This is a genomic window from Hymenobacter edaphi (genome assembly GCF_003258365.1).
GTDB classification, from domain to species: domain Bacteria; phylum Bacteroidota; class Bacteroidia; order Cytophagales; family Hymenobacteraceae; genus Solirubrum; species Solirubrum edaphi.
The window spans coordinates 110,092-133,165 of record NZ_QHKM01000010.1; the positions used below are offsets into that span (position 1 = coordinate 110,092).

20 protein-coding genes are annotated in these 23,074 nt (G+C 62.6%); 18 read left to right on the forward strand and 2 right to left on the reverse strand.

The window, feature by feature from the left end; all coding sequences use genetic code 11:
* The first annotated feature begins 81 nt into the window (after positions 1-81).
* Both DLM85_RS21835 and DLM85_RS21840 read left to right on the forward strand, forming a co-directional pair.
* Positions 82-1,152, forward strand: coding sequence for a PorP/SprF family type IX secretion system membrane protein (locus DLM85_RS21835; RefSeq protein ID WP_111480307.1), 1,071 nt, complete (start codon positions 82-84; stop codon positions 1,150-1,152).
* Between the two features lie 71 nt (positions 1,153-1,223).
* Positions 1,224-2,504, forward strand: coding sequence for an SUMF1/EgtB/PvdO family nonheme iron enzyme (locus DLM85_RS21840; protein WP_111480308.1), 1,281 nt, complete (start codon positions 1,224-1,226; stop codon positions 2,502-2,504).
* Positions 2,505-2,730: 226 nt separating this feature from the next.
* Here the strand turns inward: DLM85_RS21840 and DLM85_RS21845 are convergent, their stop codons facing one another.
* Positions 2,731-3,432 carry a ComF family protein gene (locus DLM85_RS21845; protein ID WP_111480309.1) on the reverse strand — a complete coding sequence of 234 codons (702 nt, stop codon included), beginning with the start codon at positions 3,430-3,432 and terminating at the stop codon, positions 2,731-2,733.
* Between the two features lie 181 nt (positions 3,433-3,613).
* On the opposite strand from DLM85_RS21845, the gene DLM85_RS21850 reads away from it, so the two are divergent.
* The 15 genes from DLM85_RS21850 to DLM85_RS21910 all read left to right on the forward strand — a co-directional run bounded on the left by DLM85_RS21850 (position 3,614) and on the right by DLM85_RS21910 (position 19,349).
* Positions 3,614-3,997, forward strand: a complete 384-nt coding sequence (locus DLM85_RS21850) for a carboxymuconolactone decarboxylase family protein (protein WP_111480310.1) — start codon at positions 3,614-3,616, stop codon at positions 3,995-3,997.
* Between the two features lie 3 nt (positions 3,998-4,000).
* The gene (locus DLM85_RS21855; protein WP_111480311.1) at positions 4,001-4,366 is read left to right on the forward strand and encodes a hypothetical protein; all 366 of its coding nucleotides are present in this window, start codon (positions 4,001-4,003) and stop codon (positions 4,364-4,366) included.
* An 85-nt stretch (positions 4,367-4,451) separates the two neighbouring features.
* Positions 4,452-5,216: an exodeoxyribonuclease III gene (locus DLM85_RS21860; protein ID WP_111480312.1), complete on the forward strand. Its 765-nt coding sequence runs from the start codon at positions 4,452-4,454 to the stop codon at positions 5,214-5,216.
* Between the two features lie 151 nt (positions 5,217-5,367).
* On the forward strand, positions 5,368-8,796 hold the full coding sequence (locus DLM85_RS21865; RefSeq protein ID WP_111480313.1) for a DUF4175 family protein: 3,429 nt from the start codon (positions 5,368-5,370) through the stop codon (positions 8,794-8,796).
* A 42-nt stretch (positions 8,797-8,838) separates the two neighbouring features.
* Positions 8,839-9,276 carry an ATP-binding protein gene (locus DLM85_RS21870; RefSeq protein ID WP_111480314.1) on the forward strand — a complete coding sequence of 146 codons (438 nt, stop codon included), beginning with the start codon at positions 8,839-8,841 and terminating at the stop codon, positions 9,274-9,276.
* Between the two features lie 30 nt (positions 9,277-9,306).
* On the forward strand, positions 9,307-9,792 hold the full coding sequence (gene ybeY, locus DLM85_RS21875; RefSeq protein WP_111480315.1) for an rRNA maturation RNase YbeY: 486 nt from the start codon (positions 9,307-9,309) through the stop codon (positions 9,790-9,792).
* A gap of 211 nt (positions 9,793-10,003) precedes the next feature.
* Entirely contained in the window at positions 10,004-10,729 is a 726-nt protein-coding gene (locus DLM85_RS21880) for an arginyl-tRNA--protein transferase (RefSeq protein WP_111480316.1), read from the forward strand.
* Between the two features lie 280 nt (positions 10,730-11,009).
* The gene (locus tag DLM85_RS25175; RefSeq protein WP_133257196.1) at positions 11,010-11,282 is read left to right on the forward strand and encodes a hypothetical protein; all 273 of its coding nucleotides are present in this window, start codon (positions 11,010-11,012) and stop codon (positions 11,280-11,282) included.
* Between the two features lie 71 nt (positions 11,283-11,353).
* Positions 11,354-13,216, forward strand: a complete 1,863-nt coding sequence (mnmG, locus tag DLM85_RS21885) for a tRNA uridine-5-carboxymethylaminomethyl(34) synthesis enzyme MnmG (RefSeq protein WP_111480343.1) — start codon at positions 11,354-11,356, stop codon at positions 13,214-13,216.
* A 4-nt stretch (positions 13,217-13,220) separates the two neighbouring features.
* Positions 13,221-13,598, forward strand: coding sequence for a hypothetical protein (locus DLM85_RS21890; RefSeq protein ID WP_111480317.1), 378 nt, complete (start codon positions 13,221-13,223; stop codon positions 13,596-13,598).
* A gap of 740 nt (positions 13,599-14,338) precedes the next feature.
* A complete protein-coding gene (locus DLM85_RS21895) occupies positions 14,339-15,178 on the forward strand; it encodes a class I SAM-dependent methyltransferase (RefSeq protein ID WP_243636084.1) in 840 nt (279 codons plus the stop codon).
* A 96-nt stretch (positions 15,179-15,274) separates the two neighbouring features.
* A complete protein-coding gene (locus DLM85_RS25180; RefSeq protein WP_133257197.1) occupies positions 15,275-15,580 on the forward strand; it encodes a hypothetical protein in 306 nt (101 codons plus the stop codon).
* Entirely contained in the window at positions 15,564-17,192 is a 1,629-nt protein-coding gene (locus tag DLM85_RS21900; protein ID WP_165822247.1) for an Ig-like domain-containing domain, read from the forward strand. The genes DLM85_RS25180 and DLM85_RS21900 overlap by 17 nt, the downstream gene beginning before the upstream one ends.
* A 1,017-nt stretch (positions 17,193-18,209) precedes the next feature.
* Positions 18,210-18,701 carry a DUF4385 domain-containing protein gene (locus DLM85_RS21905; RefSeq protein ID WP_111480319.1) on the forward strand — a complete coding sequence of 164 codons (492 nt, stop codon included), beginning with the start codon at positions 18,210-18,212 and terminating at the stop codon, positions 18,699-18,701.
* A 168-nt stretch (positions 18,702-18,869) separates the two neighbouring features.
* Positions 18,870-19,349 carry a hypothetical protein gene (locus DLM85_RS21910; RefSeq protein WP_111480320.1) on the forward strand — a complete coding sequence of 160 codons (480 nt, stop codon included), beginning with the start codon at positions 18,870-18,872 and terminating at the stop codon, positions 19,347-19,349.
* A gap of 199 nt (positions 19,350-19,548) precedes the next feature.
* Here the strand turns inward: DLM85_RS21910 and DLM85_RS21915 are convergent, their stop codons facing one another.
* Entirely contained in the window at positions 19,549-20,949 is a 1,401-nt protein-coding gene (locus DLM85_RS21915) for an inorganic phosphate transporter (RefSeq protein WP_111480321.1), read from the reverse strand.
* Positions 20,950-21,303: 354 nt separating this feature from the next.
* Between DLM85_RS21915 and DLM85_RS21920 the strand changes: the two genes are divergently transcribed.
* Complete coding sequence (locus DLM85_RS21920; RefSeq protein WP_111480322.1) at positions 21,304-22,824, forward strand: glycine--tRNA ligase; 1,521 nt, start codon at positions 21,304-21,306, stop codon at positions 22,822-22,824.
* The last annotated feature ends 250 nt before the right edge of the window (positions 22,825-23,074 follow it).

The following is a 23,074-nucleotide window of genomic DNA, read 5'->3' on the forward strand; positions in this document are numbered from 1 at the left end:
AGGAGCGAATTTGCAATTTTAGTTCCGCCACCCGGCAGCCGCGCACCAAACGCGGCGCAGCGGCCGTTAGTCCACCCACCTATGCGCGCCCCCGTCCTGCCCGTCTTTTCGCCCCGCCGGCGCCCCCGGCTGGCCTCGCCGTGCGCCTGCTTCGCCGCGGCTCTAACCGGCTTGCTGGCAGTTACTTCAGCGCGGGCCCAGGATGTGTTCTACTCCCAGCCCTACGCCACCCGGCTGCACCTGAACCCGGCCTTCACCGGCCTGCTCGACGACTACAGCGTCACGCTGGCCTACCGCAACCAGTACCCCACCCTTATCGGCACGCTGCAGTCCAGCCAGCTCGCCGCCGACTACCGCCTGCAGAACCAGCGCAGCGCCGTCGGGCTGCTCATCAATGCCGACCGCGGCGGCGGGCTCGACATGACGCGCTTCGAGGGCGGCTTCACCTACGCCTACCACGGCAAGCTGGCCAAGGGCGCCTACGTCAGTGCCGGCGCCCACGCCGCCTACGGCTCGCAGCGCATCAGCTACGGCAACCTGCTCTTCAGCGACCAGTACGACGCCGACGCGCAGTTTCTGGGCAACTCGGCCGAGCAGGTGCCCCAGGTTTACGAGCCCAAGCGCTACTTCACGCTGGGCATCGGGGGGCTGTTCTACACCGATCAGGCCTGGTTCGGCGTGGCAGCTTCGCACCTGAACCAGCCCGTCATCGGCCGCGCCGACAACGCGGTGCTCCCGTTTCGCCTCGGGCTGCACGGCGGCTACAAATACTATTTCCTGAAGACCACCGTTAAGAGGCAGTACCGCGAGGTAAGTCTTTCGCCCACCGTGGCTTACACTTACCAGGGCGGCTCCGACCGCGCCGAAATCGGCCTGTACGGAACCTGGACTCCCCTGACCGCCGGCCTGAGCTGGCGGGGTGCCGCCCCCGGCCCCGGCAAGACGCAGCAGAGCCTGGTGGCGCTGCTCGGCGTGGCCTGGAACGGTTTCCGCTTCGCTTACAGTTACGACGTGAGTCTCAGCCGGTTCAGCCGCGAAGTCGGCGGGGCCCACGAGCTAACATTGTGTTTACAGAAGATTGACTTGCTTGAAGCCGCGAACCGCCGTCTGCGGCGCAAAAATTACGCGGCGCCCCCTTGTCCAACCTTTTGAAAAATCGTAACATTGCGTTCAGTTTGCCATTCTCAAGCCTTTTCCGCTCAAGGAGTTCCACGTAAACAAGTATGAATCTTTCTAAGTACCTGCCCAAGTACATCGGCATGGCTGTCGTTGGCGCCTGCGCCTTGTCGGCTTGCAAAAGCGGTCCGCCCTCGGCTCAGAAGCCCGGCAAGTACTCGTCCACCACGGGCATTGAGTACAACACCGAAGAAGGCATGAAGGTGGCTGACTACCAAGGCATTCCGGAAGGCCCGGGCCTGGTCTTCATCGAAGGCGGCCGCACGGTGCTCGGTTCGGGCGAGGAGGACGTGGCCATGACCCACGACAACCTCGAGCGCACCGTGACCGTGGCCTCGTTCTACATGGACGAAGCCGAAGTGGCCAACATTCACTGGCTGGAATACCTGCACTACGTGCGGAAAGACTCGTCGGAGGAGTTCTACCAGTCGGCCCTGCCCGACACCACCGTGTGGGCCCGCGACCTGTCGTTCAACGACCCCTACGTCGACTACTACCTGCGTTACCCCGGCTTCCGCTTCTTCCCCGTGGTGGGCGTGAGCTGGCTGCAGGCCAACGACTTCTGCACCTGGCGTACGGCCAAGGTGAATGAAAACCTGGCCGGCAGCGCCGAGGATACGTCGGCTCCCAAGAAGAAGAAAAAGAAAAAAGGTGGTGATGACGGCGGCGACGCTGGCGACGCCGGTGCCGAGGGCACGGCCGACGCCGGGGGCGAAGGCAAAGCCAAAATCTCCATCGAGAACGGCAACACCCTGCCGAACTACCGCCTGCCCACCGAAGCAGAATGGGAATACGCCGCTCAGGCTATGATCGGCACCCAGGAAGTGGGCAACGAAAACCAGGAAAACAAGCGCGTATACCCGTGGGACGGCCGCCAGGTGCGTAACTCCTACGGCAAGAAGATGGGCCAGTTTATGGCCAACTTCAAGCGTGGCCGCGGTGACTACGCCGGTATTGCCGGTTCGCTCAACGACGGCGCCATGATTACGGAGTACGTGTACGCTTACCCCCCGAACGACTACGGCCTCTACAACATGGCCGGCAACGTGAACGAGTGGGTGCAAGACGTATACCGCCCGCTGTCGTTCGAAGACATGGAAGACCTGAACCCCTTCCGTCGCAACGGCGTCCTCGACGAGGAAAGCAAGTACGACAAGAAAGGCTACCAGTCGCTGATCGACGACAAGGTGCGCGTGTACAAAGGCGGTTCGTGGAAAGATGTGGCCTACTGGCTCTCGCCCGGCACGCGTCGCTTCATGACGCAGGACTCGGCTACCGCTTCCATCGGTTTCCGCTGCGCCATGATCAACCCCGGCTCGAACAAGTAACCACGGATTCGACGGATTTTTCGGATTGCACGGATTTCGTGGACAATTCGAAAAAGCCGAACGATTCAAACAAGAAAGCCACCTCTCGGGGTGGCTTTCTTGTTTTACTGACTTGATGGATAATCGTCCATCGTCCATTTACGGCTACAGCCAATGCAGTGTAGTTGAGTAAACGACAATCGTCCACGAAATCCGTGCAATCCGAAAAATCCGTCGAATCCGTGGTCTAGTGTTCGGCGCAGGCAATGGTGGCTACACTCACGGCGGCGGCACCCGCGTCCAGCACTTTGATGGCGCAGGCTTCGAGGGTGGCGCCGGTGGTCAGCACGTCGTCGACGACCAGTATGTGCTTGCCCCGCACGGCGTCGGGCTGGGCCACTTCGAATACCTCGGCTACGTTCTGCCACCGCTCGGCGCGGCTCTTGCGCGTTTGGGAGGCGGTAAAGCTGTTGCGGCGCAGCACCTCGGCCGACCACGGCACCTGCAGGCCGGCGGCCAGGCCCTCGGCGAAGGTGTCGGACTGGTTGTAGCCGCGTTTGGCCAGCTTGCGGCGGTGCAGGGGCACGGGCAGGATCAGGTCGAGGTCGGTGCCGAGGCCGTGGGTAGCCAGCTCCTGGCCGTACATCTGGCCCAACGCGGTGCCCACTTCGCGCTGGCCCTGGTACTTGAGCTGGTGCAGCAGGTGCTGCACGCGGCCGCGGCGCAGGAAGCGCAGGTAGCTCAGCACGTACTCCATGGGCACGCGGCCCCAGAAGCGGCGCGCCAGCGGGTTGTCGGTAGGAGCGAGGCGGTGGTAATCGGTGTAGGGCAGCTGGGTGCGGCAGCCGGTGCAGAGGTGGGTTTCGCCGCGGGCCAGGGACTGTTGGCAGGCCAGGCAGGTGCGCGGAAAGATCAGCGCGACAAAATCGGATAGGGCAGAGGGTAGCATGGGGCGTTCAGCATCGGGAAAAACCAAACGCAATAGGTGAGTAGGAGGCGTCTCGCGGGAAGGGCGGCGGCGGAGCGGCTAATTGCTGGTTAATGTAAACCTTTGCGGCGGAAATTCCCTTTTGCAGGACCCGGTCGGACCACCGACTACTCACCATTTCACAATCTCACCACCTCACCGGATGAGCCTCGTCACTGAATTCAACGACTACCGCTCGCGCATGAACGAAAAGATCATGGCGGCGGATAACAAGGTTATCAAGCGCTTTTTCAACCTCGACACCAACACCTACCAGGCCGGCGCGCTGGACGTGAAAACCAAGGAAATCGTGGGCCTGGCCTGCTCCATGGTGCTGCGCTGCGACGACTGCATCAAGTACCACCTCGGCAAGTGCTACGAGGAAAAGCTGACCGACGCGGAGGTATACGAGGTTTTCGCCATTGCCAACCTCATCGGCGGCAGCATCGTGATTCCGCACTTCCGCCGGGCCGTGGAGTACTGGGAGGCCCTGAAAGAGGAAGCCGCCACGCCGGCCCCGCCCCACGCCGAACACGCCGCCGAGTAAGCCATGCTCGACCCACTGGAAACCGAAGCGCAGTTTGAGCACCGCTGGTGGCTGCTGATGACTGAGCTGAAGGAGCGCTTCGGCAAAAAACCCGACCTGAACGCGCTGCTGCTGCTCATCGGCGTGCAGGAGCTGGGCCAGGGCCTGGGGCCGTTCACCAAGGAGCAGAAGCAGGACCTGATGCACATTGCCACCTGCCGCCTCTTCAGCATCTCGGGCTACTACGAGCTGGAGCGCGTGGACGAGGACGGCTGGCCGCACTACCGCCTGCTGCAGCCCGTGCCCTTTGCCACGCTCAAGGAGCAGGAGCGGATGCTGAAGTGGCACATCCTGGAGTACTTCGCGCAGCAGGAGGATCTAAATGGTTAAACTGTTGAATGGTTAAACGGCTGGTCGTTCTGACGCCTGAACGACCAGCCGCTTAACCAGGCAGCCATTTGACAATTCATACACTTTGAAAATCATCAGCTACAACGTCAACGGGCTGCGCTCGGCCGTGAGCAAGGGCCTGCTGGACTGGGTACGCGAGGTGCAGCCGGACGTGCTGTGCCTGCAGGAAATCAAGGCCGGACGCGAGGCGCTGGATGTGGCCGGCTTCCAGGCCCTGGGCTACCACTACTACCAGTTTCCGGCCCAGAAGCCCGGCTACAGCGGCGTGGCCACCTTCAGCAAGCTGGCGCCCAAGGCCGTGAGCTACGGCTGCGGGCACGAGCCCTACGACCACGAAGGCCGGGTGCTGCGCCTGGACTTCGAGGACGTGTCGGTGCTGAACGTGTACATGCCCTCGGGCACCAGCGGCGACGAGCGGCAGGCCTTCAAGCTCGACTGGCTGCAGTGGTTTACGCCCTACGTCCAGTCGCTGCGGGCCACGGTGCCGCCGCTCATCATCTGCGGCGACTTCAACTGTTGCCCCACGCCCATCGACCTGCACAACCCCAAGGCCAACCAAAACTCGCCCGGCTACACGCCCGCCGAGCGTGCCTGGTTTGCCGACTTCCTGGCCTCGGGCTTTACCGACTCGTTCCGTCACCACCACGGCGACGCCCCGCACCAGTACTCCTGGTGGAGCTACCGGGCCGGCTCGCGGCAGCGCAACGTGGGCTGGCGCCTCGATTACCTGCTGGCCGACAACCGCCTGCAACCCCGGCTGGCCGCGGCCGGTCTTTTACCCGACGCGGTGCATTCCGACCACTGCCCGGCTTTCGTGGAGCTGGCCTAGCCCACAGCGAAGCGGCGCGGAGCGAGTCTCCGGGCCGCTTCGGCACTTATTGCGGGCCGCTGGTGGTTAGCAAAGCACGGTCGTCCGGCGGCGTGGCTGCGGCTGCGGGTTTCGCCGTATCTTTCTCCGTTTCGATTTTGTGAGGTCCGATATGCCGGCAACCCAACCTATACCCGCTGCTTCTGCCGCGCAGACTGCTACCTGGCAGCAGGTGCGGCAGCACCTGGAGGCGTTTAAGCGCAAGTTCTACCTCAGCCTGCTGCTACGCGGCGCGCTGGTGGCCGGCGGCTTGCTCTTGACGTTCTTCGTCGTGTTCAACCTGCTCGAATACTTCCTCTACCTGCCCACCTGGGTGCGCGGCGGCCTGCTGTTCGGCTTTCTGGGCCTGACGGTCTGGGCCTTCGTGCGCTGGATCTGGCAGCCGCTGGCGGCGCTCAGCAACCTGCGCCGCCTGCTCTCCGACGAGCAGGCCGCCGAGCGGGTGGGCCAGCTGTTTCCGGAGGTGCAGGACAAGCTGCTGAATGCCCTGCAGCTGCAGGGCCAGGCCCGCGACAACGCCCTGATTGCGGCCAGCCTGGAGCAGCGCGCCGGGCAGCTGTCGGGGCTGGAGTTTGCCGAGCGGATCCGCATCAAGGACGATACCCGGCCGCTGTGGAAGTACGCGGCCATTCCGGCCTTGGTAGCCGCCGGCCTGCTGCTGGTGTGGCCCAGCCTGTTCGTGCAGGGCACGGAGCGCATTTTCCACTACTCGCGGGCTTACGCCCGGCCCATGCCCTTCCGCTTCGTGCTGGGCGACAAAAGCAAGCGCCTGCAGACCTTCAAAAACGAGGATTTTAAGCTGGAAGTGCAGGTGGAGGGCGACGCCCTGCCCAACGAGGTGTCGGTGCTCTACGACGGCCGGGAGCGGCGCCTGACCAAGGTGGCCCCGGGCCGCTTCGCCTTCACGTTCCGTCAGCCCCAGCGCAGCACCGAGTTTCAGCTGGCCGCGGCGGGCTTCACCTCCGATGACTACCGCCTGAAAGTGCTGGAGCGGCCCAACCTGCGCGACTTCCGGGTGCACGCCGAGTACCCGAGCTACCTGCGCCGCAGCGCCGAGGACCTGAGCAACGACGGCAACCTGACCGTGCCCGAAGGCACCCGCCTGACCTGGCGCTTCAACACGGCCGCTACCGAATCGGTAAAGCTGCTGTTCCGCGACCCCAGCGAAACCGTGACGGCCCAGGCGGCCGACGACGACCAGTTCACCGTGACCCGCCAGGTCCTGCGCAGTCAGCCTTACCGCGTGGACCTGCGCAACAGCATCAGCCCCAACCGGGACCCCATCGAGTACCAGCTCACCGTGGTGCCCGACCAAGCGCCCAGCATCACCGTGGAAGCCTTTGCCGACACGGCCACCCGCCGCTACCTGGCCCTGGCCGGCACCCTGCGCGACGACTACGGCCTGACGCGCCTCGCGCTGCACTACCGCGTGGGCACGGCCCAGCGACCCGGCACCTGGCGCACGGCGCCCATTGCCCTGGCCACCAACGGCCCGTCCCAGACCTACACCCACCAGTGGGACCTGGCCCCGCTGCGCCTCAAGGCCGGCGACCAGCTGGAATACGCCGTGGAGGTGTGGGACAATGACGGCGTGCACGGCCCCAAATCGGCGCGCACCCGGCCTATTACCTACCGCCTGCCCAGCCGCAGCCAGCTGCGCGAGCAGCTGAACGCCGACGCGCAGTCGATGCAAAACAAGATGACCAGCGCCCAGGAGCAGAGCAAAAAGCTGCAGCGGGAGCTGGCCAAGGCCGAGGAAAAACTCAAGACCAAGCGCGAACTGAGCTACTCCGACCGCAAGGAAATGCAGCAGATGCTGGAGCAGAAGCAGCAGATGGACCAGCAGCTCAACCAGATGAAGCAGATGTTTGAGCAGCTGCAGCAGAAACAGGAGCAGCTCGACCCGCGGAGCCAGCAGCTGGCCGAAAAAGCCCAGGAGCTGCAGAAGCTCATGGACTCCATGATGGACCCCGAAACCAAAAAGCTCTACGAGGAGCTGCAGAAGCTGCTGCAACAGCAGAAAGCCCCCGAGGGCGAACTGCAGAAGCTGCTCGATAAGCTGGAGAACAAGGAGGAAACCATGGAAAAGGAGCTGGAGCGGGCCATGGACCTCTTCAAGCAGCTGCAGCTGGAGCAGAAAATGGAAAGCACCACCGAGCAGCTCGAAAAGCTGGCCGAGCAGGAGCAGAAGCTGGCCGAGCAAACCGAAAAAGCCGCCGACAAGCCCAACGACCAGCGCCAGCAGGAAAACCAGCAGCTCAAGCAGCAGCAGCAGGACGCGCAGAAGCAGTTCGAGGACGTGAAGAAGGAGCTGCAGGAGCTGCAGAAGATGGACCAGCAGCTCGACAACCAGAACAACCTGGACCCCATGCAGCAGGAGCAGCAGCAGACCGAGCAGCAGATGCAGGAAAGCCAGGAGCAGCTCTCGAAAAACCAGAACCAGAAAGCCAGCCAAAGCCAGAAGGACGCGGCCAAGAACATGAAGCAGATGGCGCAGAAGATGCGTCAGCAGATGGAGGAAGAAGAGTCGGATAAGCAGCAGGAAAACATCGACCACCTGCGCGACATCCTCGAAAACCTCCTGAAGCTCTCCTTCGACCAGGAAAACCTGATGAAGCAGTTCCGGCAGGTGGATCAGTCGGACCCGCGCTACCAGCAGCTGAGCCAGAACCAGCGCAAGCTCCGCGACGATGCCGTGGTGATTCAGGACTCGCTGTATGCCCTCGCCAAGCGCGTGTTTCAGCTACAATCCTTCGTGACGCGTGAGGTGGGGGAGATGAACGGGCAGATGGACCAGGCCATGCAGCAGTTGTTGGCGCGCAAAGTAGACCGCGCCACCGGCGCCCAGCAACTGGCCATGACCTCGATGAACAACCTCGCCCTGATGCTCAACGACGCCCTGCAGCAGATGCAGGAGCAGCAGCGCCAGTCGCAGCAGCAACAGTCGGGGCAGGGCAAGCCGGGCAAGAAGAAAAAGAAGGGCCAGCAGCCCAGCCCCGGCATGGGCCAGATGGGCAAGCTGCAGCAGCAGCTCAACCAGCAGATTCAGCAGCTGCAGCAGAGCGGCAAGCAGGGCCGGCAGCTGTCCGAAGACCTAGCCAAGATGGCCGCCCAGCAGCAGATGCTGCGCGAAGCCCTGCAGCAGCTGGAGAAAATGCAGCAGGCCGCCAAGGAAGGCAAGAACGGCAAGCCCGGCCAGCAGAAGGGCGAGCAGGGCATGGGCGGCATGGGCGAGTTGAAAAAGATGATGGAACAAACCGAGCAGGACCTCGTAAACAAGCGCTTGACGGAGCAAACCGTTATGCGCCAGCGTCAGATCCTGAGCCGCCTGCTCGAAGCCGAGAAATCGGCCCGGGAGCGGGACCTCGACAACAAGCGCGAAGCCGAAACGGCCAAGGTGGTGCCGCCCGGTTTTCCGCCTGCGTTCGAGAAATATCGGGAGCAGCGTAACCGCCAGACGGAGTTGCTACGTACGGTACCGCCGGCCCTCACTCCGTACTACCAGCGGGAGGTGAGCGAGTATTTTCAGAAAATGAAATAGCGCTGCCTATTTTTACGACCCGTTGCCCCCTCTCACCACTCCATGAAGCAGGTCAAAATTCAGATTCCGTCCCTCGTCGAGAACATCCGCGTCGTTGAAAGCTTCATCGACAACTCGAAGGATACCTTCCACATCGAGGACGACATCTACGGCAACATCATGGTGGCCGTCACCGAAGCGGTGAACAACGCCATCCGCCACGGCAACAAGTTCGACAAGGACAAGACCGTGCTGCTCTGCCTGTCCATCGATCAGGACCGCGTGAAATTCGAAATCGAGGACCAGGGCCCCGGCTTCGACTTCACCAACCTGCAGGACCCCACGGCGCCCGAGAACCTCGAGAATCCCGGCGGCCGCGGCATCTTCCTCATCCGCCACCTGGCCGACGAGGTCGAATTCACGAAGGATGGCCGCAAGGTGGAACTCACCTTCTTCCTGCCGCCCGCCAACGGCGAAGCCCAGGGCCACGCCGTCGCCTAAATACCCGCGCACTTTTTCCCGCTAAGCTCCATGTCCGAAGCCGACCAGTTGCCGCCCGACCACCACGACGAGTACGACCCCCTGCACGACGCGCCGGGCATCGAGTTTGTCGTCGAGGACGTGGATTTCGAGCTGGGCAACGCAACGGAGCTGACCGACTGGATTGAGCGCGTAGCCGCGGTGCACGAGCACAAAATCGTGCAGCTGACTTACATCTTCTGCTCCGACGAGTACCTGCACAAGGTCAACGTGGAGTACCTCGACCACGACACGTACACCGACGTCATCACCTTCGACAACGCCGACGACGCGGACATCATCGAGGGCGACATTTTCATCTCGGTGGACCGCATCAAGGAAAACGCCCAGACGCACCACGTCACCTTCCGCGACGAGCTGCACCGGGTGATGATTCACGGCGTGCTGCACCTGCTCGGCTACAAGGACAAAGACCTATTGAGCCAGACGGCCATGCGCAAAAAGGAGGACGACTGCCTTTCGCTGCGCACGTTCTAGGCTGCTTCGGCTTGCTGATGAATCGAAAACGCCCGCCCCGTGCGGGCGTTTTGCGTTTGTAGCAGGGGCTTAGCCTGCCTCCGTCCGCGCCGTACGGATGGCTGTTCAACGATTTTGTGCTGGCAGGTGCGGGCCAGAGCCCGCGCTACGGTTCGTAACTTGCTGTTGCCAGTGGTCAGCCTTTTGCCGCCGCCGGCCACCTTTTGCCGCTATGACCGCTTCCCATCAGCCGGAAATCATTCCCGGCCGCGTGCTGGATTACTACCTCAGCCTGGGCTACTACCGCATGCACCAGGACCTGTTTACCTGCCAGTTCCTGCCCATCGACGGCGGCTTCTACACGGTGCATTGGCTGCGCGTGGTGCTGGCCGAGGTGAGCTGGGGACCGGAGCAGCGCCGCCTGCTGCGCCTGAACGAGCGGTTTGAAATTGCGCTGCGCCCCTTCCGCCTCACCAACGAGTATGAGGCCCTCTACGCCCGCTACCGCGCCGCCATCGACTTCGACGCGCCCGAAACCGTGGAGGCGTTTACGCTGGCCGGCGCCCGGCATAATGCTTTCCCGACCAGCGTCATCGAGCTGCGCGACGCTGGGCACCTCATTGCCGCCGGCATCTTTGACCAAGGTGAGCAGAGCCTGGCCGGCATTATGAACTTCTACGACCCCGACTACCGCCGCCACAGCCTGGGCAAGTACCTGATGATGCTTAAGATCAACTACGCCCGGCAGCAAGGCCTGACGCACTACTACCCCGGCTACCTCGTCCACAGTTACCCCAAGTTCGACTACAAGCTCTTCGCCTGCCGCCCCGCCACGGAGGTGTTCGACAGCTTCCGCGGCTACTGGCTGCCCTTCGACTGGCCGGCCGTCGACGAGCATTCGGCCGAGCTGCTGGCGGCCTGGCGGGAGCGGGAAAACGAGCGTTACGACCCCGAATAAGCCCGAGGGCCGCGGCAAAACGCCGGAGTGCGTATCTTTGCCCACGTTCTGAGCGGGTTAGCCTCGCATTTCGCCTGAAATTCGACTACCGTTTCCGCTGAGCGTGGAAACGGTTTTGTTTTTGAACGACTGCAGCAGAACGTCATTCCGAGCGAAGTCGAGGAACCGAAGGAAGGCGCTAGCCAATCTCACGTGCTGATGGCAGGTAGTGAATTTCTATCTGGCAAAGCGGTAGAGATGCTTCAACTGCGCTCAGCATGACGGACTGCATCAACTACCAATGGAAAAAGAAGTCGGCACTTATACCGTCGAAGATGCTTTCCACCTGACCGGCCGCGGCTGGGCTTTGGTAGGAGAGGTTACAGGCCAAGTGGGCAGTAATAACTACTTGGCTTTTCCTGGTGGATTGGTGCTGCGAATCATTGGCGTCAACCTCATCAACATCAGAAATCAGAGCGAAAAACTCGGTTTGCTAATTCCAGACCAGTTCACATCCCGCCAAGAACTCCTCGACCAGCACATCATCGGCGCTACCGCTCAGATTCTGGAATAACCGCCCCTCGGGCACAAAACGCAGGCTTTGCCTGTTACTCACCTCCGAAGCAACAACCCTCCCCAGCTATGCTGACCCAGGAATACGATGTAATTGTGGTAGGCGCCGGCCATGCCGGCTGCGAAGCTGCCGCCGCGGCCGCCAACCTTGGCTCCTCGGTGCTGCTCATCACCATGAACATGAACACCATCGCGCAGATGTCGTGCAACCCGGCCATGGGCGGGGTGGCCAAGGGACAGATTGTGCGCGAAGTGGACGCGCTGGGCGGGCAGTCGGGCATCATCACCGATAAGACGATGATTCAGTTCCGGATGCTCAACCGCTCGAAAGGCCCCGCCATGTGGAGCCCCCGGGCCCAGAGCGACCGGATGCGCTTCGCCGAAGAGTGGCGCCTGACGCTCGAAGGCATCCGCAACGTGGACTTCTGGCAGGAGGCCGTGACCGGCCTGCTGGTGGAAGACGGCACCTGCGTGGGCGTGCGCACCCAGCTCGGCATCGAGTTTCGGAGCAAAACAGTGGTGCTCACCAACGGCACCTTCCTGAACGGGCTCATCCACATCGGGGAGAAAAACTTCGGCGGCGGCCGGGCGGCCGAGCGCAAAAGCACCGGCATCACCGAGCAGCTGCGGGAATTGGGCTTCGAGACGGGCCGCATGAAAACCGGTACCCCGCCCCGCGTGGACGGCCGCACCCTCGACTATTCGAAGATGGAGGAGCAGCCCGGCGACGAAAACCCGAGCAAGTTTTCCTACCTCGACACGCCGCAGCTCAGCAAGCAGCGGCCGTGCTACATCACCTACACCAACGAGAAGGTGCACGACATTCTGCGCACCGGCTTCGAAAAGTCGCCGATGTTCCAGGGCCGCATCAAGGGCCTGGGGCCGCGCTACTGCCCTTCGGTGGAGGACAAAATCAACCGCTTCGCCGACAAGGACCGCCACCAGATTTTCGTGGAGCCGGAGGGCTGGAGCACGGTGGAGGTGTACGTGAACGGCTTTAGCTCCTCGCTGCCCGAGGACGTGCAGTACGAGGCGCTGCGCCAGATTGCGGGCTTCGAAAACGCGAAGATGTTCCGCCCCGGCTACGCCATCGAGTACGACTTCTTCCCGCCGACGCAGCTCAACCTGACGCTGGAAACCAAGCCGGTGCGCAACCTCTATTTCGCCGGCCAGATCAACGGTACGACGGGCTACGAGGAGGCCGCCTGCCAGGGCCTGATGGCCGGCATCAACGCCCACCAGCGGGTGCGCGAGCTGGAGCCGTTCATTCTGCGCCGCTCGGAGGCCTACATCGGCGTGCTCATCGACGACCTGGTGAACAAGGGCACCGACGAGCCCTACCGCATGTTCACCAGCCGCGCCGAGCACCGCATCCTGCTGCGCCAGGACAACGCTGACCTGCGCCTCACCCCGCTGGCCCACAAGCTCGGGCTGGCCTCGGATGAGCGGATGCAGCGGGTGGAGCAGAAGCGCCAGCAAACCGCCGACGTGCTCGACTACCTGAGCAAAAAACCGGTTGAGCCGGGCGAAATCAACGGCCTGCTCGAAGAGCTGGGCTCGGCCCCCATCCACGAGAAAACCCGCGTGGTGAACCTGCTGCGCCGCCCCCAGCTCGATCTGCCCGACCTGCAGCGCGCCCTGCCCGAGCTGCACGAGTACCTGAGCCAGTACGGCGCGGAGGTGCTGGAGCAGGCCAGCATCCACGTCAAGTACGAAACCTACATCGAGAAGGAGCACCAGCAGGCCGAGCGCATGGGCCAGCTGGAAGACCTGCGCATCGTGGGCAAGCTCGATTACAAGGCCATGCCCGCCCTCTCGCACGAAGCCCGCGAAAAGCTGTTGCGCATCCAGCCCGAAACCATCGGGCAGGCCTCGCGCATCAGCGGCATCTCGCCCGCCGATATTTCGGTGCTGATGGTGTATCTGGGCAAGTAGGATAGTGGTGGCAGCATCCAGGGCATCACTGCCACCAGCCCGCCAAGCCGACCATCTGGGTTGGTTTGGCGGGCTGATTGTTGGTGCCGGCGCCATCTTCGGGCTGACGCTGGTTTACATTCTGATTTCTCAGTCGGGCCACCTGCACCAAAGCATTACTTGGTCGGATCATCTGGCCGCGGCGACCTTGGCGCTGCACGCCCCCTTGGCACTCTGGGGCCTCGTTGGTACGGTACGGGCCGCCTGGCATCGGCGCTTCGGCCGGGCGCTGGGGTGGCTGCTGCTCACCGCCTGGGTACTGCTGGTGCTCGTTGGCGGAAGCGTTGCGGTGGGTGTGCTGGTCATCGGGACGCCCTACATTGACGAGCGGCCGGGCATGTAACGTCAGTAAGGAAGCCGGTGGTGAAGTTTGCCGATGCTGCAACAACCGTGAGTCGGCCTCAGCCGCGTAGCGGCGCCGTATCGGTAGACAATAGCTGATAAAACGATTCTAAGCTGCAGCGCAGCGGCATCCGTTAGCTGCGCTGACCTTCGGCTACTGACGTCCACACTGCGCCGCGTGGCAACGGTAGTCCTGCAGGCATGGCGGGGCTGGTGGCCAGCTTGGCGACAGATGGATCAAGCGCGCTTTACTACGAAGTCGTCTGGAAAGTCTTCAAACCACCGTACGAAACTTATTGGAGCATCTGCCTGCCAGCTTTATTGACTTGCTCAGTAGCTAAGCCCGGCATGACAACGTGACACTTACCAGTAATTTTCCAAACAGCCTTTGTACGAATTCAGTGCGTCATTTTGCGCAAACGTTTGCGCGGATTATTGAGGCCTGGAAAGCCGGTGCAGTTGTTTTATGCCTGCAATGCGCGCTTCAGGCGCACTTTCTAGGCTTGTCCGTCGGCATAAACCTCACGCTCGTTTTATACCAAGCGGGCAGTTATCCACATTATGCCCGCCCGTCATTACGGGTGATTCGCTACTTGTCGGCTGTTACCCATATTTTTGTATCTGTAGTCGCAGCCGGCGCCCGTGCCCGGCTGTTTTGTTTGCTGTCTGATTAGCTGCTTGGTGTCGAACGTACGCGTAGAACAGTGCCCGATTTGCGGGAATAGTGAGTTTCGTCCCAAAATGGTCGTCGAAGACTATTCGGTGAGCCACGAAAGCTTTGCCATCACGCAGTGCACCGCCTGCAGCCTGCTGCTGACCAACCCGCGCCCCGACGAAGCCAGCCTGGGCCGCTACTACGAAAGCCCGGCCTACATTTCGCACACCGATACCCACCAGGGCCTGATCAACCAGGTGTATAAAGTGGCGCGCAAGTTCACCGTGCGCCAGAAGGTGGCCCTGCTCGCCCGCGAAGCCCCGCGCCGCGGCCGCGTGCTCGACTACGGCTGCGGCACCGGCTACTTCCTGCACGCCGCCAAAGAGGCCGGCTGGCAGATTGCGGGTTTCGAGCCCAACGATTCGGCCCGCCGCCTAGCCGAGCAGAACACCGCTCAGCCCATTGCCCACGGCGAGCTGAGCCAGTTCGCGCCCGCGTCCTTCGACGTCATCACGCTCTGGCACGTGCTGGAGCACATTCTCGACCTGAACGCCACGCTTGAGCAGCTCGTCACCCTGCTCAAGCCCGACGGCATCCTCGTCATTGCCGTGCCCAACGCCGAAAGCCCCGACGCGCAGTACTACCGCGAGCAGTGGGCCGCCTACGACGTGCCGCGCCACCTCTATCACTTCACGGCCAAGACCGTGGGCCGCCTGCTCGGCAAGCATCACTTGCAGCTGCGCCGTACCTTGCCCATGAAGCTCGACGCGTTTTACATCAGCCTGCTCAGCGAGCAGTACCGCGCCGAGCGCGACGGCGGCATTCTGGCCGCGCTGCGCTCGGGCTACAAATCGAACCGGCAGGCCGGGCAGAACGGCGGGCAGTATTCCAGCCTGATTTTCGTGGCCGAACGCGCGACCCGGTAGCCCGCGCCGCCGGCGGCTTTTTAAAGCTACCCGGTGGGGTAGGGGAGGGCCCAACCCGCTCATTGTCAAGCTCCGGCCATGCGCACCGCTCGTCTCTTGCTACGTTTTTCTTTCCGGGGGCCGCTGCGGCGGCTGGGCCTGGTGCTGGCCCTGGCCGCGCTGAGCGCCCCGCCGCCGATGGCCCAGGACATACCCGCCCGCCCCGATTCCGTCGTTGTACCTTCGCCGGCGGCGCCGGTACGGCCCGATTCGGTGCGCGCTCCGGCAGGGCCGCCCGAGCCCCCGCCCGATGCCGAGCCCACGCCCGGTCCCGTGTCGCGGCGGGCGGGCTGGACCATCCTCGGGGCCTGCGCCCTGCTTACGCTTTCCACGCTGCTGCTCTACAATGTTCGTTCGCGTTAGTCCTGCTTTGTTTTTGCTGCCCGCCGGCCTGTGCCTCGCGGGGTGCGCCGCCATCAGCCAGCCCGAAGGCGGGGCCCGCGACACGGAAGCGCCCAAGCTGGTGAGCAGCAACCCCAAAAACGGCGCTACCAACGTCAAGGAGCAGAACATCCGGCTGGAGTTTTCGGAATCGGTGCAGCTGAAAGACTTGAGCAAGAACCTGCTCATCACGCCCACCATTTCCGAGAAAAACCCCTACAAGCTGCGCGAGGAGCGCCGCGCCATCGAGCTGCGCTTTGAGAAGCCGCTGGAGCCGAACACGACCTACGTGTTCAACTTCCGCGGCGCCGTGGTCGACATCACCGAAAGCAACCCCGCCAGCGACGTGGTGCTGGCCTTCAGCACCGGCGCGGCGCTGGATTCGGGCCGGGTGCGCGGCTCGGTCACGCAGCTGCTCAACGGCCAGCCCGAGGCCGAGGCCGTCATTGCCCTCTACCCCGCCGCCGACACGGCCGACATCTTCCGCAACCCGCCCTACTACCAGACGCGCGCCGACAAGGGCGGCCAGTTTGAGCTGCGCAACGTGCGCGAGGGCAGCTACCGCATCTACGCGCTGGTTGATAAGAACAACAACAGCCGCTACGAGGAGCCCGAGCGCGTGGCCTACCTGCCCCAGCCCATCGAGCTGCGCCCGCGCCTCGATACGCTGCGCCTGGTATCGGTGCGGCCCGATTCGCGGCGCCCGCTGATTCTGTCGCAGCAAACCGGACCCGACCAGTTCCGCATCGGCTTCAACGAGGGCCTGCAGCAGTTTACGCTGGCAGCCCTGGGCCAGCCGCCCGCCCCGGCCCTGGCCGAAACGGCGTCCCTGCTGGAGCGGGGCCGCACGCTCAACATTCTGCGCGCCCCGGCCGTGCCCGCCGGCCGCTACCTGCTCACGGCCATCGACAGCGCCGGCAACCGGGGCGTCGACACGGTGAACGTGCGCTTCGAGGGCCAGACGCCCGCCACCAGCCGCCGCGGCGCCCAGTACCAGGTGGTGGGCAACCCGCGCGACGTGTACCGCCAGGGCCAGCTCAAGCTGCAGTTTCTGGCCCCGGTGCGCGTAGCCACCGATAAGCCCTTCGGCAGGCTGGTGGAAGACTCCGTGACGCGGCGCCCGCTGCGCCTGCCCGCCGATGGCACCCTCAGCCCCGACCGCACCCTGCTGACGGTAAACCTGAACACCCGGGCCCGCACCGGCATCGTCTTCGTGCCCGATACCACCGCCATCCTGGCCATTGGCGGGCAGCCGCTGCGCCTGCGCCCGGTGCGCCTGCGCGTGACGGACCAGGCCAGCACCGGCACCATCTCGGGCACCATCAATACCAAGTACCGCGGCTTCGAGCTGCAGCTGCTCGACCAGAACTACCAGATCGTGCGCACCGTGGCCGGCGGACCGCGCACCTTCCGCTTCGACAACGTGGACCCGGGCACCTACCGCCTGCGCGTGCTCATCGACGCCGACAACGACGGCCGCTGGCGCGGGGGCGACCCGAAGCTGCGCGTGCCGGCCGAACCCGTGTACCTGCTGCCGCAGACGCAGCAGGTGCGCGCCAACTGGGAAATCGAAAACCTGGTGCTGACCTTCTAAACGGCCTTGCTGAGCTTAGCCCACCACAAAGCCCCGGTGCTGCCCGCGCCGGGGCTTTGTGGTGGACGCTTGCGTTAGCACTACCGCCGTTGCGGTCTGCATTGTCGCCGGTTGTCCCGGCTCATAGGCCAGGGTCGGATGGCCCGATGCGGCGTCGGCTCCGGCCCCGGACCGGCGTATAGTGGCCCGCCATTCGCGCCGCTTGGCCCGAGCGGCTATCTACCTGTGACCCTGTGCCATAGCCCCGGTTTCAACCGCCTGAAACCAATCCGAGCATATTCGCGCAAGTAACTATGCCCTGATTATCAAGCCGGTTCTTACAGGCTCACAGGCGGTTATCCACGTTTCCACAGCCAATTGTGGAATTCTGCACCCCCTAAAACCGGGTCGGGCAGTCGACAGGGGATAACGCGTGGATAACGCGCTGATAACCTGTGAGCAACAGGGGATAAACAGGGGAAAAGATTTTTTGGTCCTGTCGGGCCGGTAGCAGTGTCCGCCGCCTGTGGATAGCCGTGGACAACTTCCCCACGGTTTTGGGGCTTTCCACTTTCCACTAACGTGTTAATTCACAGGGTTGTGCACAAGTGTGTGGATTGTCGAAAAGCCTGTTAATTGGCAGATAATCACGCCTGTAATTTGCACATGCCATGTGGATAGCCGGTGTATAAGCCGGTTCTTGTGCACATGTTATCAAGCCCTGTGTATAAGCCTGTTAGATATCCACTTATGAACAGCCCTAACAACTGAAGACAAAAAAGAATCTTTAAATTTTTTTCAGTAAAAAGTTATTAGTCCCGTGGATAACCCGGGTCGGAACGCACAGGCTCACAGGAGGATGAATGCCTGTAAACCTGTGCGTTCCGATTCGGCTGCCGGTGCCGGACCAGCCCGAACGGCGGCCGGCCGCAAAGCCGGCCGCTCGATCAGGCCGGCGCGGCGCGAGCAGGCTGCCGGTTTCACCCGCCGGCGCGGGCAGTGCGTATACAGCCCGCCGCTGTTCATCGGAAGCCCCGTATGCCGTTCAACTACGACCAGGATTTTCGCCACGTCGATTTTCGCCAGCACCCCGAGCGGTACCGGGTGGGCAAGGGCGAGCAGGGCGTCTTGCTGGTGCAGCCCTATAAAAGCGAAATCCTGCCCTTCTGGCGCTTCAAGAGTCCCGCCGTAGCCCGCGAGTCGTCCGAGACGATTTACGGGCTGTTTCTGGCCTATCTGAAGGCCGACGACTTCGTGGGGGCCGACATGGCCCGCAAGTTTCTGCAGATGGGCTTTACCCGGGCCCGGCGCTATGCCAACCACCGCGGCGGCAAAAAGTACGAAGGCCCCGTGCCCGCCGACAAAAAGGGCCAGAGCGGCGCCCACGGCCGCCCCGAGCGCCCCCGCGACCCGGAAGACCCCGAAAAAGCCGAAGCCGCCGCCATCTTCAAGGCCAAGTGGGACGAGGCCAAACAGCACCCCGACTACCTGCGCCAGAAGGAAGCCTTCGAACTGCGCTACGGCAAATGAGTTCGTTTTTCGTGACGCGTTGTTTGTTTTTCGACGCCCTTTATCCACCACTGGCCACGTGCATAGGTGGATAACTGCCCAACACGAACAACGAAAAACAAACAACGAAAAACGAAGAACCAGACTCCTACCTTTACCCAGCTACCAACCTCCAAACCTCCTCCCGATATGAATACGCCCCAACCCCGCAGCACCGACGAAAACGAAATCGTGCTGGGCCAAGGCATGGGCCCGCTTAAGTTTGGCGCCAGCATGGACGAAGTCCGCACCCTGATGGGGGAGCCGGAAGAAATTGAAGAGTCGGAAGACGACGACGAGTTCGAGCACCAGGCTTGGAACTACCTCGAGGAAGGCTACTCGCTGTACTTCGACCGCGAGGACGACTACCGCCTCTCCTGCATCGAAACCGACCACCCCGGCATGCGCCTCTACGGCGAGCCGATTCACAGCAAGTCGCTGGCCGCTATCCAGGAGCTGATGCGCCGCCACGGTCACGGGCAGGGCGAAATGGAAAAGGTGGACACCGGCGAAGTGCGCCTCTCCTACGAAAAGGAAATGATTGACCTTTACTTCGACGAGGACGAGCTGCAGTTTATCAACTTCGGCGTGTTCATCAACGACGACCTGGACGTGCAATGGCCCGGCTAGCCCCAGGTTATCCACAAAAACGCCGCTTTTTAATGTTGATAAGTGGATAAGTTCTTGATAATAAAGATTCCGTAATGCAAATGCAACCGGAGAAGTACAAGTCTCGTATAGCTCCGGCATCGTGCCAAACCGGCCTGAAATGAAAAAGCCGCTCCCCGACGGGAGCGGCTTTTTTGTGCGCCGGCGCGGGGCAGGCTGTTTACAGCAGCGCCCGGAACAGCAGGAACAGCACGCCCGACAGCACCATGGTCACGGGAAGCGTGAGCACCCAGGCCAGGGCAATGTTGCGCACCATCTGCGGGTTCAGGTTCTTGATGCCGCGGTTGGCCACCATCGAGCCGGCAATGGCCGACGAGAGGACGTGGGTGGTGGAGGAGGGCAGGTGCAGCTGCGTGCTCAGCCCGATCATGGTGGCCGCTACCAGCTCCGAGGAGGCGCCCTGGGCGTAGGTCAGGTGCTCCTTGCCGATCCGCTCCCCGATGGTCACCACGATGCGCTTCCAGCCCACCATGGTGCCGATGCCCAGCGACAGGGACACGATGAGGATAACCCACTTGGGGGCGTAGTCGGTGAAGCCGCGCATGTCCTCGATGGCCGCGTCGTAGGTTTTGCGGTCCTGCGGGCTCAGGCTCACCCGCTCGCTGCCGGTGAGCTTTTTGGCGCGGCTGTAAGTGAGCAGAATGGCCTTGCGGATCTGAAACCGGTCGGTTTCGGGCAGCTGCTTCACGTCGGTCTTGCCGGCGAAGATGCGGTCCAGCGTGGCCGTCTGCTGGTTGATTTCCTGCAGGGCCTTCTGCTCGTCGGGGGCCAGCTCGCTGGCATTCACGCGGCTCATTACCTGCTCCACCTTGGTCAGGGAGGCGCGCATGTCCAGCGGGTTCTTGGAGGCGTCGAGGGCGAACTTGAAGGGCAGAATGCCGATGAGGATGAGCATCACCAGGCCCACGCCCTTCTGCCCGTCGTTGGAGCCGTGGAAAAAGCTCACCAGGGTGCAGGTCGCAATCAGGATCAGGCGAATCCAGAGGGGCGGGGGCTTGCGCTTGTGCGGCTCCTTGAAGATGGCCTTGGACTTGACGAAGCGCTTGAGCACGAACATCAGGATGATGGTGAGCGTGAAGCCGAACAGCGGCCCGACCAGCAGGGCAATGCCGGTTTCGGTGGCCTTGCTCCAGTTGACGGCCGCGCTGTTGGCGCCGGGCAGCAGCGAGAAGGCAATGCCCACGCCCAGAATGGAGCCGATGAGCGCGTGCGAGGACGAGGCCGGAATGCCGTAGTACCAGGTGCCCACGTTCCAGATGATGGCCGCCAGAATCAGGGCGCCCACCATGGCAATGCCGTGGTAGATGTTCTGGTCGACCAAACTCTCGACGGGCAAGAGGTACACGATGCCCATGGCCACCCCGATGCCGCCGCCGAACACGCCGATGAAGTTCCAGAACGCCGACCAGATGACGGCCACCCAGGGCCGCAGGGTGTTGGTGTAAATGACGGTGGCCACGGCGTTGGCCGTGTCGTGAAAGCCGTTGACGAATTCAAACGCGCAAGCGGCAATCAGACACACCAGCAGCAGCAGGAGCACTTGAGGCTCTAAGCCAAGCATAAGGGAAGGGGTTGGTGAGCGAAGGGAAATGGGCCGCCAAAAGTACGGGCGGCAAAAAGGGGGGCAAGATTATGAAATTGTTACTGAGCGCGCTGCCCCCGGCGCCGGCGGTCAGGCCTTGTACCAAAGGTTCTGCAAAAAGTTTAACAATAGTAGCGGCCCGCGCCCGTACTTCGCGGGCGGAGCCTTGGGCGGCCGCATGCGGCGCTTCGCATCTTCGCCCTACTTTTGCCCCTGATTTAGCCCGCAGAGGTTAGCGTTGAGAACCAAGAGGCAGCCGGCCGCTCTCTGGCCCGCCGGTTTATCTTCTCGGATCCAGGTTCTAGCTTCTAAGCTCCCACTTCTCCTTATCCAATGAGCAAGCCCGCGCAGCAAGCCGCCAATACCACCGAAGGCACCCTGGCCGACATCGTTTCGCACGCCAAGGAATACGGCTTCGTGTTTCCCTCCTCCGAAATCTACGACGGCCTGGCTGCCGTGTACGACTACGGCCCCAACGGCGTGGAGCTGAAGAATAACCTGAAACTGCTCTGGTGGAAGGCCATGACCCAGCTCAACCAGAACGTGGTAGGCATCGACGCGGCCATCTTCATGCACCCGACCACCTGGAAAGCCTCCGGCCACGTCGACGGCTTTTCGGACCCGATGATTGACAACCTCGACAGCAAAAAGCGCTACCGCGCCGACGTGCTCATCGAGGAAAAAGCGGCCGAGTACGAGAAAAACGGTGAAATAGCCCGGGCCGAAACCCTGCTGGCCGAAATGGGCCGCCTGCTCACCGCCGAGGACCTGCACGGCGTCAAGCAGCTTATCATCGACGAGCAGATTCTGTGCCCGATCAGCAAAACCGGCAACTGGACCGACGTGCGCCAGTTCAACCTGATGTTCTCCACGCAGATGGGCGCCGTGGCCGAGGGTTCCAGCGAAATTTACCTGCGCCCCGAAACGGCCCAGGGCATCTTCGTGAACTTCCTGAACGTGCAGAAGTCGGCTCGGCAGAAGGTGCCGTTCGGCATTGCCCAGATCGGGAAGGCCTTCCGCAACGAAATCGTGGCCCGGCAGTTCATCTTCCGCATGCGGGAGTTCGAGCAGATGGAAATGCAGTTTTTCGTGCGCCCCGGCACCGAGAATGAGTGGTACCAGCACTGGAAAGCCGCCCGCCGCCGCTGGCACGAGGTGCTGGGCCTGCCCACCGACAAGCTGCGCTTCCACGACCACGAGAAGCTGGCCCACTACGCCAAGGCCGCCGTCGACATCGAGTACGAATTTCCCTTCGGCTTCAAGGAAATCGAGGGCATCCACTCCCGCTCCGACTTCGACCTGACCCAGCACCAGCAGTACAGCCGCAAAAAGCAGCAGTACTTCGACAACGACGTGAACCCCGAAACCGGCAAGCCCTACGGCAACTACGTGCCCTTCGTAGTGGAAACTTCCGTCGGCGCCGACCGCCTGTTCCTGGCCACGCTCTGCCAGGCGTTTCAGGAAGAAACCATCGTGGAGGGCGAAGGCGAGGAGCAGAAAACCAAGACCCGCAAGCTGCTGCGCCTGCACCCGGCCGTGGCGCCGGTGAAGGCCGCCATCTTTCCGCTGGTGAAAAAGGACGGGCTGCCCGAAAAGGCCAACGAAATCTACAACTCGCTGCGCCACGACTTCCGCCTAGTGGTAGAGGAAAAGGACAGCATCGGCACGCGCTACACCCGCCAGGACCTCATCGGCACGCCCTTCTGCATTGCCGTCGACCACCAGACGCTGGAGGACGACACCGTGACGGTGCGCCACCGCGACTCCCGGGAGCAGACGCGCATGCCCATTAGCGAGCTGCGCGGCTACATCGGCGAGGCGGTGAGCCTCTCGCGCATCTTCGAGCAGCTGTAGCAGTCTAGTCTGCTTTAAATCAGATAAATTGTCGCCGCAAAACCCATGAGCCCCGGCCGAACTTAGGTTTGGCCGGGGCTCATGGGTTTTGTATTCCGCTTGTTTGCCGGGCTCCTGAGCCGGCGGCCAGGCTACTGTGGCGACATTATTGCTGGGCTTAATTAACGGCTCCTGGGCCCCCGGCGAAGTAATCGGCTATTGTTTGCCTGGCCGGCGGCGAGTTCTATCACTGCCTGACCTTTTCATCCTC